This is a genomic window from Corynebacterium sp. HMSC036D02, from assembly GCF_001836165.1.
Classification (GTDB): domain Bacteria; phylum Actinomycetota; class Actinomycetes; order Mycobacteriales; family Mycobacteriaceae; genus Corynebacterium.
Map to the genome: position 1 here is coordinate 112,784 of NZ_KV827661.1, position 16,797 is coordinate 129,580.

Sequence of the window (16,797 nt, forward strand, 5' to 3'; positions counted from 1 at the left end):
AGGAGCATGCTTTCACATATCGTCGATATTCTGGCCGATCCCGCCGATGGCAGCGCCCTTGAGGGCGCGGATGATTTTTCCCGCCTCGTGTCGGAGACCGGCCATTCCTATGATGTGGCCAAGCAGGGCTACGTCACTCTGGCAGCTGGTGCAGGCCTGAAACACCAAGGCGATGATGCCGCGATGGTCACCGCCCGCGAAACCTACCTGGCTATGGGGCACTTTGCGCCCTTCGTGGAGGCAGTCACCGGTGCGGTGCAGGATTCTCTGGAGAATCAGGACGCAGCTCAGCATGCTGGTCTCGATGAGGATACTGCCCCCTCGCTCTTGGAGGTCGGCGCGGGCACTGGCTACTACCTTGCGCATACGCTGGACTCGATTGAAGGTGCGCGCGGCGTGGGCCTGGATATCTCTACGCACGCGGCTAAGCACCTGGCCAAGTCACATGAGCGAGTCGGCGCCGTGGTTGCGGATGTGTGGGAGCGCCTTCCGCTGAAGGATGATTCAATTCATGCCATCTCGGTGGTCTTCGCGCCGCGTAATCCGGCGGAGTTTCAGCGCGTCCTTGCGCCGGGCGGGGAGGTTATCGTGCTGACCCCGCAGGCGGGCCACCTAGACGAGCTGCGTGAGCCTCTGGGCATTCTCGGCGTGGAAGAAGGGAAGGTTGAACGCCTCTACGCGCAGGCGGAAGGTTTCCTTGAGCAGGCAGCTGATCCGGTCGATATTTCTTTCCCCATTGTCTTGGATAAGGCTTCCATCGCCGCGCAGGTGGGTATGAGCCCCTCGGCGCGCCACATTAGCCCGGAGGAGCTGGCAGAGCGCATGGCCTCCTTGCCGCAGACGTTGACCGTGACGGCCCACGCCCGCCTGGATCGACTGCGTTCGGCCTAGCGCTTTTCGGCCTTCCCTTCAAAGACCCTTCGAAGCCTCCCTTCGAAGTCTCCCTTCGAAGCGGCCCTCTAAAGACCTTCCTCCACGTCACCCTTCGCGCTCACCGGGAGTGGGCGTGGTGGAAGTTTGTAGTCCGCGGTGAGCGCGAAGGGCGCGGGTGTTTACACCGCGGTGGACTTACGCCGCATTCTCCCTTCGCGCTCACCGGCGTTGCGTGCGGCAGCCATGCGGGGCTTTCGGTGAGCGCGAAGGGCGGGCAGGGCGACAGGGCGTAGTTTGGCACAGCCCGCTTCGGTTCTTTTAGCTCAATGCCGTTTGGGGTGCGCTTGCGTATTGGTGCGTCGGCATGTTGTTAGCATCGAGCTGCATCCTCGCCGCATTCTCCCTTCGCGCTCACTGGCGTTGCGCGCAGCAGCCATGCGGGGCTTTCGGTGAGCGCGACGGGCGGAGCGAGCGAAGAGCGGTAGGGCAAAGGACAGTGGGGGCACAGGGAAAGCGGTCGAGGCCGCACAGAAAAAGAGGCCCGGACACCCGGACCTCCCTCATTAACTTCGCCTGATGCGCTTAGGAACGCTTGGTGCCCTTGCGGCTCCACGATTGTTCAATGACAGCTTCGCCATCGGTGCTGACCTCGATGGCGGAGCAACCACCGTCGAAGTAGACGCGGGAGCTCATAGCCACCAAACCGCCGTCGACGAAGACCTCAACGCTGGCACCATCCTGAATGACGGTGAGCGTATCCGAATCTCCCTCAGCCAGCGGCGCCACCGCGGGAGCGGAGTCCTTGAAGTAGTTATCGAAGGCCTTGGACATGGAGCGGTCCAGGCTGATTTCCTCACCAGTATGGCGAATGACGGCAGCGGTATCGCCAGAGCCGTCCTTCAGCGTGACGGTCACGCTCGAACCCGTAGGTACTTCGAGCACGCCCGTCCACGACTGTGCATAATCCGAAAGCTTGACGGCATCCGGCAGTCCCTCCGCCGGGGTCTGGTACAGCACGCCACCCTGCAGCGTCACCGCGCGCGGCAGGGACAGGCTATTAGCCCAGCCCTCGGCCTCCCATGTGGGGTGCTTGGTGGCGTCGTCACCGCGGCCGTTGCCGTTGAGCAGTCCGAGGATGACTGCGCGGTCGTAGCGGCGTTCCTGCGGAATCGTTCCGGTCGTGGTGTTGGTGTTGCGCGGACGGGAGAAGTCATGGCCAAAGTCCACGCGCTGGAAGCCCTTCGCAACGGTGAACACGGTGCCATCAAGGCGGCCCACGATATAGCCGGAGACATCGCGGCCCTCGCGTTCCAAGGTCACGAAGAGAACGTCGTAAATCTCCCTATCCACCTCGTCGCGCAGGCGTACCAGACGCGGTGAAACCACCGGCGGGATGGGGGAGGTGGCCGGAACCTCGCCCTCCTCAAAGCCAGGGTCCCCCTCGAAGCTCAAGGGTCCGAGGAGCGTCCAGGATTCGCCATTGGGGCTGTCCAGGATCACCGGTACCGGGGCGTCGGAATGCCCGGTCAGCGCCAGCATGAGCCAACCATCATGGCCCTCTTCGCGGTCTTCCTTGGCCCAGTCCGGGACCACGGAGGGAGAGCGGAAGCGGTCGTAGTTGGTATGGGCGCCTACGGCTTCCCCGAAGCGGACAACGTCTGGGTCGAGAGCCGAAGGATCATCAGACACGATGCATTCATCGGCGTAGTCGGTGTAGCGCGCCAAGCGCACACTCGTACCCACCGACGTCACCGACGTGAAGTACAGGTTCAGAGCGTCCTTTCCTTCCGCCACGGACCCTGCACGCAGCGATAGCTCGCCGCCGACGGGGGCGAGGACGTCGTCGCAGTCGAGCCACGCGAAGGCCGTTTCCTCGGAGGTGGAATGGCCCCAGCGCGCAGGTTGGCCGGCATCAGGACGGTACTGGTGGAACAGGTGCCAGGTATGACCGTCCCGGACGATTCCTGCGGGGGCGTCGAGGATCCCGCTATCGGGAACGAAGTGAAGTTCTGGGCGATGGTGCGTTTCTTTATGCGTCACGGCAGTCCTTCCTACATTAACGAGCGGTAAATGTCCACGGTCTGCTGCGCGATGGTAGCCCACGAGAAGTCCTCGATGGCGCGCTGGCGGCCAGCGGAACCGAAGCGTTGTGCCAGCTCTTTATCGGCGGCGACACGGTTCACGGCGGCAGCCAGATCAGCTTCAAAGGTGGCTTCGTCATTTACGTCATAGTTGACCAAAACGCCGGTTTCGCCGTCCACAACGACCTCCGGGATGCCGCCCACATTGGAAGCCACAACCGCGGTGCCACAGGCCATCGCCTCAAGATTGACGATTCCCAGCGGCTCATAAATAGAGGGGCACACGAAAACATCCGAGCCGGAATAGACCTGCTTGATCTCCTCGCGCGAGAGCATGTCCTTGACCCAGAACACGCCGTCACGCTGAGCGCGCAGCTCCTCCACGAGGGCCTCGGTCTCTGCCGCAATCTCCGGCGTATCCGGCGCGCCAGCACAGAGCACTAGCTGAATGTCTGCATCAAAATTCTGGGCAGCCTTCAGCAGGTGCTTCACACCCTTCTGCCGGGTAATCCGGCCGACGAAGGCAACGATGGGACGCTGCTTGTCGACGCCCAACTTATCCAGCACCGCGGATTCACCCGGCTGCCAGACCTGAGTATCAATGCCGTTAAGGACTACATGCACCTTGTCTGCGTCGATGCGGGGGTAGGCATCCAGGATGGAATCTTTCATCCCAGCCGACACCGCGATGACGGCATCGGCGTATTCCATGGCATTCTTTTCCGACCACGAGGAGATCTCATAGCCACCGCCGAGTTGCTCGCGCTTCCACGGCCGGTGCGGCTCGAGGGAGTGCGCGGTAACCACGTGGGGGATGCCGTACAGGCGGCCGGCAAGGTGGCCACCCAGGCCCGTGTACCAGGTGTGGGAGTGAGCCACATCGATATCGGAGGCGGCGTTGGCCATGCGCAGACCAGTGGAAAGCGTCTGCACGGCGGCATTGGCCTCCTTCAACGCAGGATCGACGCCATGCACAAAGACGTCCTTCTCATCGCGCTCAGAACCCATGCAGTGCACAGAGACATCGATGATCTCACGCATGAAGCGTGTGAGCTCTGCAACGTGGACTCCCGCTCCGCCATAAATCTCTGGCGGATACTCCTTAGAAAATATTCCGGCTCTCATACCCGCCAGAATACGGATTATCCACAGCTCGCGCTAAACCTTGACGGAGCGTTCAGCGAGGTGGGACGTCGAGAAGCAGCGGGGGAGGTGGGAGGCCGACAATAGGGGGTAGAAACAAACGCACTTCCTCTGCGCGATGCAGAAAACGTCTATAAATTGGGTGGTGTGAGAAGCCTTCCAAATGTCCTTGCCATTGTCCTTGCCGGCGGCGAGGGAAAGCGCCTCTTTCCCCTGACGGAAGACCGCGCTAAGCCCGCCGTACCTTTCGGTGGTTCCTATCGCCTGATCGACTTTGTGCTGTCGAACCTTGTCAACGCCGGATTCCTCAAGATTGCGGTGCTGACCCAGTACAAGTCCCACTCTTTGGACCGCCACATCTCCCAAGCGTGGAACCTGTCTGGACCGACCCCGCAGTACATCGCCTCCGTGCCCGCCCAGCAGCGCCGCGGTAAGCGTTGGTACAACGGTTCGGCCGATGCGATTCTGCAGTCGCTGAATCTCATCTATGACGAGAAGCCGGATTACGTCATCGTCTTCGGCGCTGACCACGTCTACCGCATGGACCCAGCGCAGATGGTGGAGGAACACATCGCGACTGGCCTGGACTGCTCGGTGGCGGGCATCCGCGTCCCGCGTTCGGAAGCTTCCGCCTTCGGCTGCATCCAGGCGGATGGGATGGGCACGATTACGGAGTTCGTCGAGAAGCCTGCCAATCCTCCGGCGACCCCGGATGATCCGAACATGACCTATGCCTCCATGGGCAACTACGTCTTCACCACGCAGGCGCTTATCGACGCTTTGCTGGAAGACGAAAAGAATGAGGACTCCGCACACGACATGGGCGGCAACATCATTCCTTATTTTGTGGAGCGTGAGCAGGCGCATGTCTATGACTTCATGGCCAATGAGGTGCCTGGCTCCACGGAGCGAGACCACGGCTACTGGCGTGACGTCGGTACTATAGACTCCTTCTATGAGGCGCACATGGACATGATTTCTGTGCACCCGATTTTCAACCTGTACAACCGTTCGTGGCCTATCCACTCCACGGATGATTCCAACTTCCCGCCGGCGAAGTTTGTGCAGAACGGTATTGCGCAGTCCTCGATGGTGGCTCCGGGCTGCATCGTCTCCGGCGGTACGGTGCGCAACTCTGTGCTGGCTTCGGATGTGCACGTGGCGGATGGCGCGACGGTGGAAGGCTCCGTCATCCTGCCGGGCGTGCGCATTGGCCGCGGTGCGGTGGTTCGCCACGCCATTCTGGACAAGAACGTGGTGGTCAGCGACGGCGCCATCATCGGTGTGGACCGCGAGCGCGATGAGGAGCGCTTCAAGGTTTCCGAAGGCGGCGTGGTGGTCGTGGGCAAGAACGTCAAGGTTTAAGCCGCGTTATCTCAGCGCTGAAGGCGGGCGTGCGGGTGGATTGAACTCCACTCCACGCCCGCTTTTGTGGTGCTTGGCGGACTACAGCTTCGTGATGAGCGTCAGGCCCGCCCCATACGGCAGACGGGTCACGGCCGCACCCTCAAGGGAGCGAGCGAATTCGTCGGCCTCGCGCGCGGCGGCGGTGTCGCGGTCGGTGCGGGAGGGGTCGGCCACGGTGCCGTCGAGAAGCGCATTGGCCAACACCAAGGTGCCGTGTTGGTGCAGCAAAGGCCAAGCGGCCTTGAGCAGCGCGGGCATATCGAGCGCGGGGGCCTCGGCGTAGATCACCTGGTAGGTGTCATTGGCCAGGCGGCCCATGATGTCGAGCGGCCGGGACGGCAGGAAGCGGCCGCGGCTGGGGGAGTAGCCGGCCTCGCGGAAGGTTTGCTTGGCGCTGGCCTGGTGCTCGGCCTCCGGATCGATGCAGGTGAGAATTCCATTCTCCGGCATGCCGGCAAGCAGGTAGAGGCCCACGACGGATGCAGCGGGAGTAATCGCCACCGCTTGCGGGCGGGAGGTGGTGCCGGAAGAGACAGCCGCGAGCGTGCTCAGCAGCTGTCCGGTCGCCTCATCGGGGGCCGGCAGGCCATACTCCTCCGCATGGGCGCGGGCGCCGGCGAGAACCTCGGAGACCTCGCTGGTGGATTCGATGTAGGTTCGCATTGCGTCATAAGCCGTAGTAGTCACAAAAGAAAACCATAGTGAAATCCCCACGCCTGCGTGCTGAGAATCGCCCGCAACTGCCTTTGCCTGTGACTCAAGAAGCGCATGTAAGAGGAGTGACGAATTCACAGCCTGCTCACAGTATGCTGGCTGGAGTTTCGGCGCGCACTATAGAAAGATATTCGCCATGACCACACAGCAGCGCGAGTTTGAGCCCGCTCACCGTTCCACCGATTCCTCCGCCACTGGCAGCCATGATGCCAGTGCTGAAACTGAGAAGTTGACCGGAACCGCTGCTTTCGATGCCGGCCAGGCCGAGATGCCTTCGTGGGGCGAGCTCGTGGCCGAGCACGCCGATGATGTCTATCGCTTGGCTTACCGCCTTTCCGGTAACCAACACGATGCCGAAGACCTCACGCAGGAGACCTTCATGCGCGTCTTCCGCTCCTTGGATAAGTACCAAGCGGGAACCTTTGGGGGCTGGCTGCACCGCATCACCACCAACCTCTTCTTGGACATGGTCCGCCACCGTTCCAAGATCCGCATGGAGGCCCTGCCGGAGGATTATGAGCGCGTCCCCGGCACGGACATGACTCCGGAGCAGGCCTACACGGTGGCCAACCTCGATCCGGCGTTGCAGTCCGCACTGGATAACCTGGCGCCGGACTTCCGCGTGGCAGTGGTTCTCTGTGATGTCGTGGGCATGAGCTACGACGAAATCGCTGAAACTCTCGGCGTCAAGATGGGTACCGTTCGCTCCCGCATTCACCGCGGCCGCTCCCAGCTGCGCGCGGCCTTGGAAAAGGAAGCCCAGACCAACGCGGACACCCGCAGCCTGCTGCGTACGCGCTAGACTGGGCAGCGTTTGAATCTGAGACCGCGAGACGTTCGGACTTAGGCAGCATGCCTAGGCAGGGAAAACTCGCACTGAGTTGAGGTGACGTTGAGGTGAAAGAAGAAGGGCATAATGATTGCCATTCCCTGAGCCTGTCCGGGTTCTTCACCGAGGCCCAAGCAAAGGTCCGCGATAAAGCCAAGGCCCGCGCTCAGCGGGCGGACACCATTGGCCACTTGGGGCCCGAGGCAGTCGTGGCTTTCGTCGACGGCGAGATGCCACCCAAGTATGCCCACCGCGTGCGCATCCACCTCGTGCACTGCCCGGAATGCCGCGCAGAAATTCACCACCAGCGCAATGCCGCCGAGTGGGTGCGCGAATGTAGCGTGGAATCCCACGTCAAGGCGCCGGATTCACTCATGGCGAAGCTCGCGGGCATCGCCCACCAGGGCGTCGGCCCCGGGCCGGATGCGGAAGCGCCCGCGCACCAGCCACGCCAGGACTTTCTGGACAAGGTGGAGATGGTCGTGCGCGCCATCCGGCACAACCAAAGGGGATAACTCAAACCCCGAAGCCTCCCGCGCGCCCGTCACCCTGTCTCCTTCATCGAAGTAGTTAAGATAGTTTCGTGTTTTCCTCAATTGGTTGGGTCGAGATCCTTGTCATCGTGCTCCTCGGCCTCGTCATCATCGGCCCCGAGCGCCTGCCCGGCGTGATCATGGACGTGCGCGCGGCTATCTACGCGGCGCGCAAGGCCATTGCCAACGCGAAGGCGGAACTCAACGGTGAAATGAGCGGTCTCGGCGCGGAGTTCGATGATCTCCGCGTACCTCTCAGCCAGGCGGCAGAGTGGACGCGCATGGGGCCGCGCGGGGTTATCACCAAGGCGCTTTTCGACGGCGACGATTCCGCCTGGGACGATTTCAACCCGAAAAAAATGGCTGAGGACATCAAGAAGAGCACCAGCCCGTATGAGCACGATGCAGAAGTAAACAACCAGCCCGCTCACCCCCAGCAAGGGCCAGTGCAGCCATCACAGCCACAAAATCAAGGCCGGCCGACCTTTGACTATTCACAGGTCTATCCGGACCTGGGCGCTCAGCAGCCGGCGGGGGAGAATCCGGTGGGGGAGAAGGCTACTAAAACGACGCAGCCCCCGCGCGGCGGGAATGCACCCACCGGCGAGGGCAGCTCCTCCTGGGAGGACGTAACTTAAGGGCTTTTAGCTCTTGCGGGTAACACCCAAGCCGAGCTTCTTGCCCACGAGGGAATCGGAGCGCACCGCAATGGAATCCGCCACCTTGTTGATGGCTGCGGTAGCGGGGGAGTCGGGCGCAGAGATGACGATGGGGGTTCCGGCATCGCCAGCCGCACGCAGGCTCGGATCGAGCGGGATGCTCGACAGCAAAGGAACCTCGTGGCCCAGCAGGACGCTGAGGCGCTCGGCCACCACTGTGCCGCCGCCGGAGCCGAAGATATCCATGGTGGAGCCATCCGGCATGACCATCGCACCCATGTTCTCAATCACGCCGGCCACACGCTGGCGCGTTTGCTGGGAGATGGAACCGGCGCGCTCAGCCACCTCGGCCGCAGCAGCCTGCGGGGTGGTCACAATCAGCAGCTCAGCATTCGGGATGAGCTGGGCCACCGACAAGGCTACGTCGCCAGTACCCGGCGGCAGGTCCAGCAGGAGTACGTCCAAGTCGCCCCAGAAGACGTCCGCGAGGAACTGCTGCAGGGCGCGGTGGAGCATCGGTCCGCGCCAGACCACGGGCGCGTTGCCCTCCACGAACTGGCCAATGGAAATGTGCTTGATGCCGTGGGAGATGGGGGGAAGCAGCATTTCGTCGTCAAGCACTGTGGGGCCCGCCGTGGAACCCAGCAGGCTGGGCACGGAGTGGCCGTAGATATCGGCGTCCACGATGCCCACCTTGAGCCCCTTGTTGACCAAGGCTGCGGCTAGGTTCACCGTGACGGAGGACTTGCCCACGCCGCCCTTGCCGGAGGCCACCGCGAAAACGCGGGTGGTGGACTCGGGCTTGGCAAAGGGGATCTCCGGCTCGGCCTGCCCGCCGCGCAGCTTCTGCTTGAGCTCTTTACGCTGATCGTCGCTCATCGGCGTCATGGAGATGCTGATGTTGCCGACACCGTCGAGCTCCGCTACGGCCGCGCGGGTATTGGACTCGATGGTGCCCTTCATCGGGCAGCCGGCGATGGTGAGATAAAGCTCGATGTCGACGTCCGGACCATTGACGGCCACGGACTTGACCATGCCCAGCTCCGTGATGGGGCGTCCGATTTCTGGGTCATCGACGCGGGTGAGCGCGTCGCGAACGGAAGATTCAGTAATAGCGCTAGTCATAACGCGCATTAGTCTAGTCACTTGCTATCGGGGAGAGCCACACCGCCGTCTGGCCAGCGGGGTGTGTAAGATTCAGCCAGATACTGCGGCCCAGCGCTGCTGACTGAGAACCCTGAAGAACAGCGACATGTGTGCTGCATGTCCGGTTGAATAGAAAGAATGCGCCTGATTCTGATGCCCCGCCTTATTGGACGTTCCCGCACCTTCGCCCGCATTGTTGGGGTGGCCTTGGTGGGGGTTGCGGGGGCGTCGCTTAGCGCCTGCTCCGGGTATGAACCCAAGCCGGTGCCGAACCCAGTGAACTCGGCGCCGATCACCATCATGATTGATCCGACTTCCCATAAGCAGCGCGTGCTGGCGGAAATCTATCGCCAGACCTTGCGCGATGAGGGGCGCGCGGCTACCGTATCCCAGAAACATATGCTGGTGCGCCAGGGAGGGGAGCACGTCAGCGGTATAAGCACCAACGGCAACTTCTTCGTTGGCTGCACGGGTGAATTCTTAAGCGTCTACAACCCGGAGGAAGCCCGCGCGATTTCCAAGGACTACGTGGCTGTCAAGGAAGAGGGCACCAAGGACGTGGACTTTTTGGAGCGCACCCACGTCGCGCTCATGGCGTCTTTGCCCCCGGAGGTCTCCGTCGTGGAGCCTGCCGGTGCCGAAGGCTGCCCCAATTCAAAACCGGAGCTTCCGCAGAATTACGTCGTGGTCTACCAAGACGGGCTATTCAACCGCGATGAAAAGCTGGAAGTTGCCTCCATTACCAAGTTCCTCACCGCGCAGGACCTCGATGAAGTTGTCCAGGAAGTAGAAGACTCCGAGGACTTTGAGGCGACCGTACGCGCCTGGATAGAGGCCAACCTCATGCAGAACCTCAATGAGGAAGGCGACTCCAACTCTTCCGGTGGCTCGGATTTGGTCCACGAGGAGTCCTAGAAGAGACAAGCTAGGGGGCGCAGTCCTCGGCGTCTGGGGGTGGCGATACGGGACTGCATATAACGGCGATGGGCACGCCCTGCTTGGCGACGTCTCGCCGCACCGCCCCACTCCCTACGTGTGGAAACCGATCAGTATCTCACAGAGTGGTCGATTCCAGGAAATCTATAATTCCCACGCGCTTGTGTACTTATTCTTAAAGATTCCAGGTAAAACCCTGTTTTTCTTGCGGTTTTATGTATAGGAGGGTACAATTTTTAGCGTTCACCTGCCTATTTCCTGTCAATCCTTAAACGAATTTGTGAGGAAATGTCTTGAGAAGCCGCCGCGGCTTTCGGGTTTCCGCACTGTGGGGTGGGCAGGGTACCGCATTTGAAAGGACCTAAGGAATGAATGCACCACGAAGTGGCTCGGCCCGTCGGCCCTCTTCCCGTAAAGGGGTAGCAGCTCTTTCTGCTATTACACTCGCGCTGAGCGGCCTCAGCATCACCTCTTTTAACACGGTGGTTCCGGAGGCTAATGCCGCCACCCTCAGCGGCGGCATCCGCGACAAGTCCGGCGCGGTGGAGAAGGACGCCCAGAAGGCCTCCGACCTGCCGGCCGGTTCGTGTACTGTCTCAGAAAGCACTACGGAGGGCAGCCAGGCTGGTTTCAGTTGGTATACCTCTGAGCCGTCTGCGACCAGTCCCTCGAAAACCCGGTGGGGCTTGAGCGTCTCCTTTGATAACTCGAAGGACCGCACGTTCGCCGATTGGGGCTTTACCAATAACGGCAGGATGGGCGCATACCTTGATGCAGCTCAAATTCCCGCTTTGAATGCTGGTCAGACCCTTGTTGACAAGGTGGTCACGCACAAGGCCGACGAAATTCTCGGTATTACTGCTTCTGGGCCACAACGACCCCTGAATCTCAATGCGAAGCTGACCGATGCCAAAGTCAAGCAGTTCGCTGAGGCCACTGCCACGAACCCGGTACGTTATGCCTGGCAGGGCAACTATAAGCAGGACAATCCTCAAGGGCCAAGGGCCACCCAGGGAACCAACTCATCCTTTACGGCCATCGTGAACCCGTGGCCGAGCGAGAACATCGAATGTAACCCGATTACGGTGTCGTGGGAGAGCTTCGAGAAGCACGTTATCGTCCCTGGTGAGCAAACCAAGGTCGGTAAGATCAACGTTCCTGCTGTTGCGAACGGCGGCACGGATGATTCGATGTCCCGCATGGTCGTAGAGGCCTACGACGGCAATGGCAAGTTCATCGGCACCACGGACCCGGCGGCATCTGGGGGTACGCAGAACCTGCGTATCGACGAAGCCACTGGCGAGATCTTCTTCACGTGGCCTGAGTACCGCGGTACTGACCTGGCCACTGATAAGAACGTAAACTTCTCCGTTCTGGCAAAGCCACGTACCGTCGACCAGCTCCAGGCTGCTGGTGAGAACAACAATGAGTGGGGTAACACTCAAGTATTCGATAGCTCCAACTCGCTGACGCGCTACAGTAAGGCGAACGTCATCGACTCGAAGGCGTTCTCCCTGGACGACACCGAGTACCACTCCCCGAAGTACGACAAGACGGATGCGTCGATCATCTCGGGCGTTGATAGTGCTACCGGTCCGATTGCTACCGAGCCGCAGAAGGTCACCTTCACCCAGACCCCGGACCTGATCAAGGACCTGGTCAAGAAGAAGGGTGACGGCGGCTTCGAGGCTAAGGTCACTCTGGACGAGAAGTACGTCTTCGATGGCTGGTCCGTTGAGATGGACGAGGACTACAACGTCACCGTCACTGCTCCTGAGAACCCGAAGCCGGGTAGCTTTGCGCAGCCCAAAATCACTGTCGAGTACTCGAACGGCTCCACAGACGTACTCCAACTCCTCGTGGTTGTCGACCCGAACAACACCCAGGTCACAGACCTCGTGCGCCCTGGCCTATCCAAGGGCAAGCTGAACGAGGAAATTACCGCCCAGGTGGGCACCAAGTCCATCATGAAGGGCCACAAGCCGGTCCACCCGGCCAAGTTCGAGATTGATCAGTCCACTGTCCCTGAGGGATGGACCGTCACCGTCGATGACACCGGCAAGGTTACCGCGAAGGCAGATGACACAGTCACGCCGGGCAGCATCATTACCCCGAAGGTGAAGGCAACCTACCCGGACCAGACCACGGATGAGATCGAGACCCAGTTCCAGGCGATCGTGGACATCAAGATCCCGACCTACGACACAGTGACTGGTCAGCCGAATGCGAGTGTCAGCCTCACGCCTGAAATCCCGGAACGCGGTTTGAGTGGCAACACGACCGATGAGGCCCCGACGCGCTACACCTTCGAGGATGGTACTAACCAGACCACCCTTACCAGCAAGGATGGTAAGACGTGGACCGTCTTCGTGGACGAGAAAACTGGTGAGATTACGACCACGATTCCGAAGGGTGCGCAGGAAGGCGACATCCTGAATGTTCCGGTCAAGGCTCACTACAGCGATGAAGGCAAGCAGAAGCCGCAGACGGTTGTCGGCACTGTCGTTGTCATTAAGGGAGACTTGAAGGCGAACTACAACGTCCAGGTCACCGCTCCGGGGCAGGAAGTCAAGCACCAGGTAGAGGACACTCCTGACGGCTCGACCTTCTCCTTCGGAAACAAGAATGGCAAGCCGGTTCTTACCCAGGAAGTCAATGGCTGGAAATACACCATTGACCCGAAGACCGGTGAAGTTTCCTCCACCCCGCCGGCCGATGCTAAGCCAGGTGACAAGAACACCGTCACGGTAACGGTTAACGCCCCGGGTGGTCTGACGACTCAGGCACCGGTTACCACCGTGGTCAAGCTGACCAACGCCTGGGAGTCTAAGCCGGTTGTGCCGTCGCAGACGGTCTACCCGGGTGGTACGGCGACCTCGCCGATTGGCGTCGAGAAGCCTGCGGAGATCAACCTTGATGCGGACAAGCCGTTCACCATTGATCCGAATGGCAAGGGCCTGGAGGCAACGGGTGAGAACAACGAGTTCGGCAACCCGACGTACAAGATGAAGACGGCTAACGGCGACTGGATCGTTGGTCTGGATGACAAGGGCAATGTCATCTCGACCGCGCCGGAGACCGCGAAGCCGGGCGATAAGATCGATGTCCCGGTCATCGTGACCTACGAGGACGGATCGAAGGACAACACCACCGCAACGGTCAACGTCATCGACGTTCCGAAGCGCGAGGTTCCGTTCCAGGTCGAGTACAAGTACGACGACACCGTCCCTGCCGGTACCTACAAGGTTGAGACCAAGGGTAAGCCAGGCAAGGAAGAGATGAACCTTGACGGCACCTGGGAGCGCACCCAGGAGCCAAAGAACGAAGTCGTCGTTGTCGGCACCAAGCCTGCCGAGAGCGCGAAGGACGTCGAATGGACGTTCCCGATCCCGTACCCGACCGAGGTTCGCGAGAACCCGGAGCTCAAGCCTGGCGAGATGAAGGTCATTCAGGAAGGCGAGAACGGCGAGCGGAAGTATTCCGCAAAGTTCACTTCCAAGGGCGACCAGGCTTCAGTGGCTGAGGAGAAGGTTACTAAGGAGCCGCAGACCCGCATCATTGAGGTCGGCCCGGGCATCCCTGATCAAGAGCTGACCAGTAAGAAGACCCAAGAGGTTCCGTTCGAGATCGAGTACGTCTACGACGACACTCTCGAGTCCGGCAAGCAGGTTGTCGACGAAGAGGGCGTCCCGGGTGAGCAGACCATCACTTCCACCCAGAAGATCAAGGACGGCAAGCCGGACGGCGAGCCCAGCATCAACATCGAGCAGACTAAGGCCCCGAAGAAGGCCAAGATCCGCATCGGTACCAAGACCACCGGTGAGAACGTTGAGACTGTTAAGTCTGAGGTTCCGTTCGGTGTGAAGATCGAGTTCGATCCGAACTTGCCTGCCGGCACGTCTGAGGTTGTGACGGAGGGTGTTCCTGGTGAGAAGACGGTGACGGTCAAGCGCGACATCACCAATTCCAAGCCGGGTGATCCGCAGGTCACCGAGGAAATCACCAAGCAGCCTGTTGATCAGGTGATCAAGGTTGGTACGAAGCCGTCTGAGGCTTCTGAGAAGGTGACCTGGACTGCTCAGGTTCCGTTTGAGGTTGAGACTCGTCCGAATCCGGAGTTGAAGCCGGGTGAGATCAAGGTCGTCCAGAAGGGCGTGCCTGGTGAGAAGACCTACACTGCTGACTTCACCGCTAAGGGTGATCAGGCAACGGTCACGCCGGAGGAGAAGCAGACCAAGGCTCCGGTTAACCAGATCATCGAGTACGGTCCGGCGACTGAGGACACCTCTGTGGTGACTAAGGTTGAGAAGCCTGTTCCGTTTGAGACTGAGATTGTCTTTGACGACTCCCTCAAGGAGGGTGAGCAGGTCGTTGATCAGCAGGGCGAGCTGGGTACCGAGGTTGTCACCTCTACCCAGAAGATCAAGGACGGTAAGCCGGATGGCGAGCCGACCGTGACCACCGAGCAGACGAAGGCACCGAAGAACGCCAAGATCCGCGTCGGTACCAAGACCACCGGTGAGGTTAAGAAGTCGGTTGAGTCTGAGGTTCCGTTCGGTATCAAGATCGAGTTTGACCCGAACCTGCCGGCAGGTACGTCGGAGACCGTTACCGAGGGTAAGCCGGGCAAGAAGACCATCACGGTGACCCAGAAGGTCACTAATTCCCAGCCGGATGGCGAGGCCACCGTTGAGGAGAAGGTCACCGAAGAGCCGGTTGATCAGGTGATCAAAGTCGGTACGAAGCCGTCGGAGGCTTCCTCGAAGGTTGAGTGGACTTCGCAGGTTCCGTTCGAGGTTGAGACTCGTCCGAATCCGGAGTTGAAGCCGGGTGAGATCAAGGTCGTCCAGAAGGGCGTTCCGGGTGAGAAGACCTACACTGCGGACTTCACCGCCAAGGGTGACCAGGCTACGGTGACCCCGGAGGAGAAGCAGACCAAGGATCCGGTTAAGGAGATCATCGAGTACGGTCCGGCCGCTGAGGACACCACTGTGGTGACCAAGGTTGAGAAGCCGGTTCCGTTCGAGACTGAGATCGTTTTCGATGATTCTCTTGAAGAAGGGCAGCAGAAGGTTGACCAACAGGGTGAGCTTGGCACTGAGGTTGTGACTTCTACTCAGAAGATCGTGGATGGCAAGCCGTCTGGTGATCCTGAGGTGAGCACTGAGCGAACCAAGGAGCCGACCAAGCAGATCATCCGCGTGGGTACCAAGACCACAGGCAAGAACACTGAGTCCATTGAGACTGAGGTTCCGTACGAGGTGAAGGTCGTCTACGACCCGAGCCTGAAGCCGGGCGAATCCAAGGTCACTCAGGAAGGCAAGCCGGGCAAGAAGAAGGTGACGATCGAACGCGACATCGTCAACTCCAAGCCGGGTGACCCGAAGATTACTGAAGAGATCATTGAGAAGCCGGTTGAGAAGATTGTCACTGTCGGCACCAAGTCGGCTGAGGCAACCAACAAGGCAACTTGGGTTGCGCCGCTGCCGTACGACACGATCGTGCGCGTGAACCCGGAGCTGAAGCCGGGTGAGATGAAGGTTGTCCAGAAGGGTGAATACGGCGAGAAGGAATTCACCGCCGACTTCACCGCGAAGGACAACACCTCCACGGTGAACACCACCGAGAAGGTAATCAAGCAGCCGGTTGAGCAGATCATCGAGTACGGTCCGAAGATTGACGACAGCGAGGTAGTGACCAAGCTGGAGAAGTCTGTTCCGTTCGAGACTGAAATCGTCTTCGATCCGAATCTGAAGGCGGGCGAGCAGGTCGTCGATAAGCAGGGCGAGCTGGGTACTGAGGTCGTCACTTCCACTCAGAAGATCGTGGACGGTAAGCCTTCCGGCGAGCCGACCGTGACCACCGAGCGCACCAAGGAGCCGAGCAACGCGGTCATTCGTGTGGGCACCAAGGCTGACCCTGTTTCCGACAAGGTCGAATGGACTGAGAAGACCCCGTACGAGACCGAGATTCGCGTGAACCCGGACCTGCAGCCGGGTGAGACCAAGGTTGTCCAAGAAGGCACGCCTGGTGAGATCAAGCACACCGTCACGGTGACTGTTGATAACGGCGAGGTGAACAAGGAGGAGTCTTCTGAGGAAATCAGCAAGCCTTCCCCGCGCATCATCGAGGTTGGTCCGGCTGAGAACCAGACTGAGCTGACGGATAAGCACACCGAGGAGATTCCGTACGAGACCATCATTGAGTACGACCCGAACCTCGAAGCGGGCAAGGTCGAAGAGGACCAGCCTGGTGTCAATGGTGAGAAGGAAGTTTCCAAGACTTGGAAGCTTGTAAACGGTGAGCCTGTGGGCGATCCGGAGACTACCGAGACGGTGACGAAGGATAAGCAGGACCGCAAGATCCGCGTTGGCACCAAGTGCAAGTGCGAGGGCCCGAGCGAGCCAGGCAACCCGGACAACCCGGACAACCCGGACAACCCGGACGAGCCAGGCAACCCCGATGAGCCAGGCAAC

Annotated in this window: 11 protein-coding genes; 7 read left to right on the top strand and 4 right to left on the bottom strand. The window is 60.4% G+C overall.

Annotated elements, in window-relative coordinates; all coding sequences use genetic code 11:
* The first annotated feature begins 6 nt into the window (after positions 1 to 6).
* The gene (locus HMPREF2743_RS03315) at positions 7 to 891 is read left to right on the top strand and encodes a methyltransferase domain-containing protein (RefSeq protein ID WP_070528954.1); all 885 of its coding nucleotides are present in this window, start codon (positions 7 to 9) and stop codon (positions 889 to 891) included.
* A 564-nt stretch (positions 892 to 1,455) separates the two neighbouring features.
* Here HMPREF2743_RS03315 and HMPREF2743_RS03320 read toward each other — a convergent pair.
* A complete protein-coding gene (locus HMPREF2743_RS03320; RefSeq protein WP_070528951.1) occupies positions 1,456 to 2,913 on the bottom strand; it encodes a GH32 C-terminal domain-containing protein in 1,458 nt (485 codons plus the stop codon).
* A gap of 11 nt (positions 2,914 to 2,924) precedes the next feature.
* The gene (gene glgA, locus HMPREF2743_RS03325) at positions 2,925 to 4,079 is read right to left on the bottom strand and encodes a glycogen synthase (RefSeq protein WP_070528948.1); all 1,155 of its coding nucleotides are present in this window, start codon (positions 4,077 to 4,079) and stop codon (positions 2,925 to 2,927) included.
* Between the two features lie 165 nt (positions 4,080 to 4,244).
* Here glgA and glgC point away from each other — a divergent pair, with 165 nt between their 5' ends.
* On the top strand, positions 4,245 to 5,462 hold the full coding sequence (gene glgC, locus HMPREF2743_RS03330) for a glucose-1-phosphate adenylyltransferase (protein ID WP_070745651.1): 1,218 nt from the start codon (positions 4,245 to 4,247) through the stop codon (positions 5,460 to 5,462).
* Positions 5,463 to 5,543: 81 nt separating this feature from the next.
* On the opposite strand, the gene HMPREF2743_RS03335 is transcribed toward glgC, so the two are convergent.
* On the bottom strand, positions 5,544 to 6,191 hold the full coding sequence (locus HMPREF2743_RS03335) for an O-methyltransferase (RefSeq protein WP_070745649.1): 648 nt from the start codon (positions 6,189 to 6,191) through the stop codon (positions 5,544 to 5,546).
* 163 nt (positions 6,192 to 6,354) lie between these two features.
* Here HMPREF2743_RS03335 and sigE point away from each other — a divergent pair, with 163 nt between their 5' ends.
* The 3 genes from sigE to HMPREF2743_RS03350 all read left to right on the top strand — a co-directional run bounded on the left by sigE (position 6,355) and on the right by HMPREF2743_RS03350 (position 8,218).
* On the top strand, positions 6,355 to 7,020 hold the full coding sequence (sigE, locus tag HMPREF2743_RS03340; protein WP_070528939.1) for an RNA polymerase sigma factor SigE: 666 nt from the start codon (positions 6,355 to 6,357) through the stop codon (positions 7,018 to 7,020).
* Between the two features lie 95 nt (positions 7,021 to 7,115).
* Complete coding sequence (locus HMPREF2743_RS03345) at positions 7,116 to 7,562, top strand: anti-sigma factor family protein (protein ID WP_070528935.1); 447 nt, start codon at positions 7,116 to 7,118, stop codon at positions 7,560 to 7,562.
* 68 nt (positions 7,563 to 7,630) lie between these two features.
* Positions 7,631 to 8,218: a twin-arginine translocase TatA/TatE family subunit gene (locus tag HMPREF2743_RS03350; protein WP_070528931.1), complete on the top strand. Its 588-nt coding sequence runs from the start codon at positions 7,631 to 7,633 to the stop codon at positions 8,216 to 8,218.
* A gap of 6 nt (positions 8,219 to 8,224) precedes the next feature.
* On the opposite strand, the gene HMPREF2743_RS03355 is transcribed toward HMPREF2743_RS03350, so the two are convergent.
* Positions 8,225 to 9,364: an Mrp/NBP35 family ATP-binding protein gene (locus tag HMPREF2743_RS03355; RefSeq protein WP_210383652.1), complete on the bottom strand. Its 1,140-nt coding sequence runs from the start codon at positions 9,362 to 9,364 to the stop codon at positions 8,225 to 8,227.
* Positions 9,365 to 9,523: 159 nt separating this feature from the next.
* Here HMPREF2743_RS03355 and HMPREF2743_RS03360 point away from each other — a divergent pair, with 159 nt between their 5' ends.
* Together HMPREF2743_RS03360 and HMPREF2743_RS03365 are read left to right on the top strand one after the other, a co-directional pair.
* Positions 9,524 to 10,300, top strand: a complete 777-nt coding sequence (locus tag HMPREF2743_RS03360) for a hypothetical protein (RefSeq protein WP_070528927.1) — start codon at positions 9,524 to 9,526, stop codon at positions 10,298 to 10,300.
* 389 nt (positions 10,301 to 10,689) lie between these two features.
* Positions 10,690 to 16,797: G5 domain-containing protein (locus HMPREF2743_RS03365; protein WP_083321595.1), on the top strand; the 6,108-nt coding region annotated here is incomplete at its 3' end.

Coding starts and splice junctions, on each gene's coding strand:
- HMPREF2743_RS03360 (WP_070528927.1), top strand. CDS start 9,524: ATGCGCCTGATTCTGATGCCCCGCCTTATTGGACGTTCCCGCACCTTC.
- HMPREF2743_RS03315 (WP_070528954.1), top strand. CDS start 7: ATGCTTTCACATATCGTCGATATTCTGGCCGATCCCGCCGATGGCAGC.
- sigE (WP_070528939.1), top strand. CDS start 6,355: ATGACCACACAGCAGCGCGAGTTTGAGCCCGCTCACCGTTCCACCGAT.
- HMPREF2743_RS03355 (WP_210383652.1), bottom strand. CDS start 9,364: ATGACTAGCGCTATTACTGAATCTTCCGTTCGCGACGCGCTCACCCGC.
- glgA (WP_070528948.1), bottom strand. CDS start 4,079: ATGAGAGCCGGAATATTTTCTAAGGAGTATCCGCCAGAGATTTATGGC.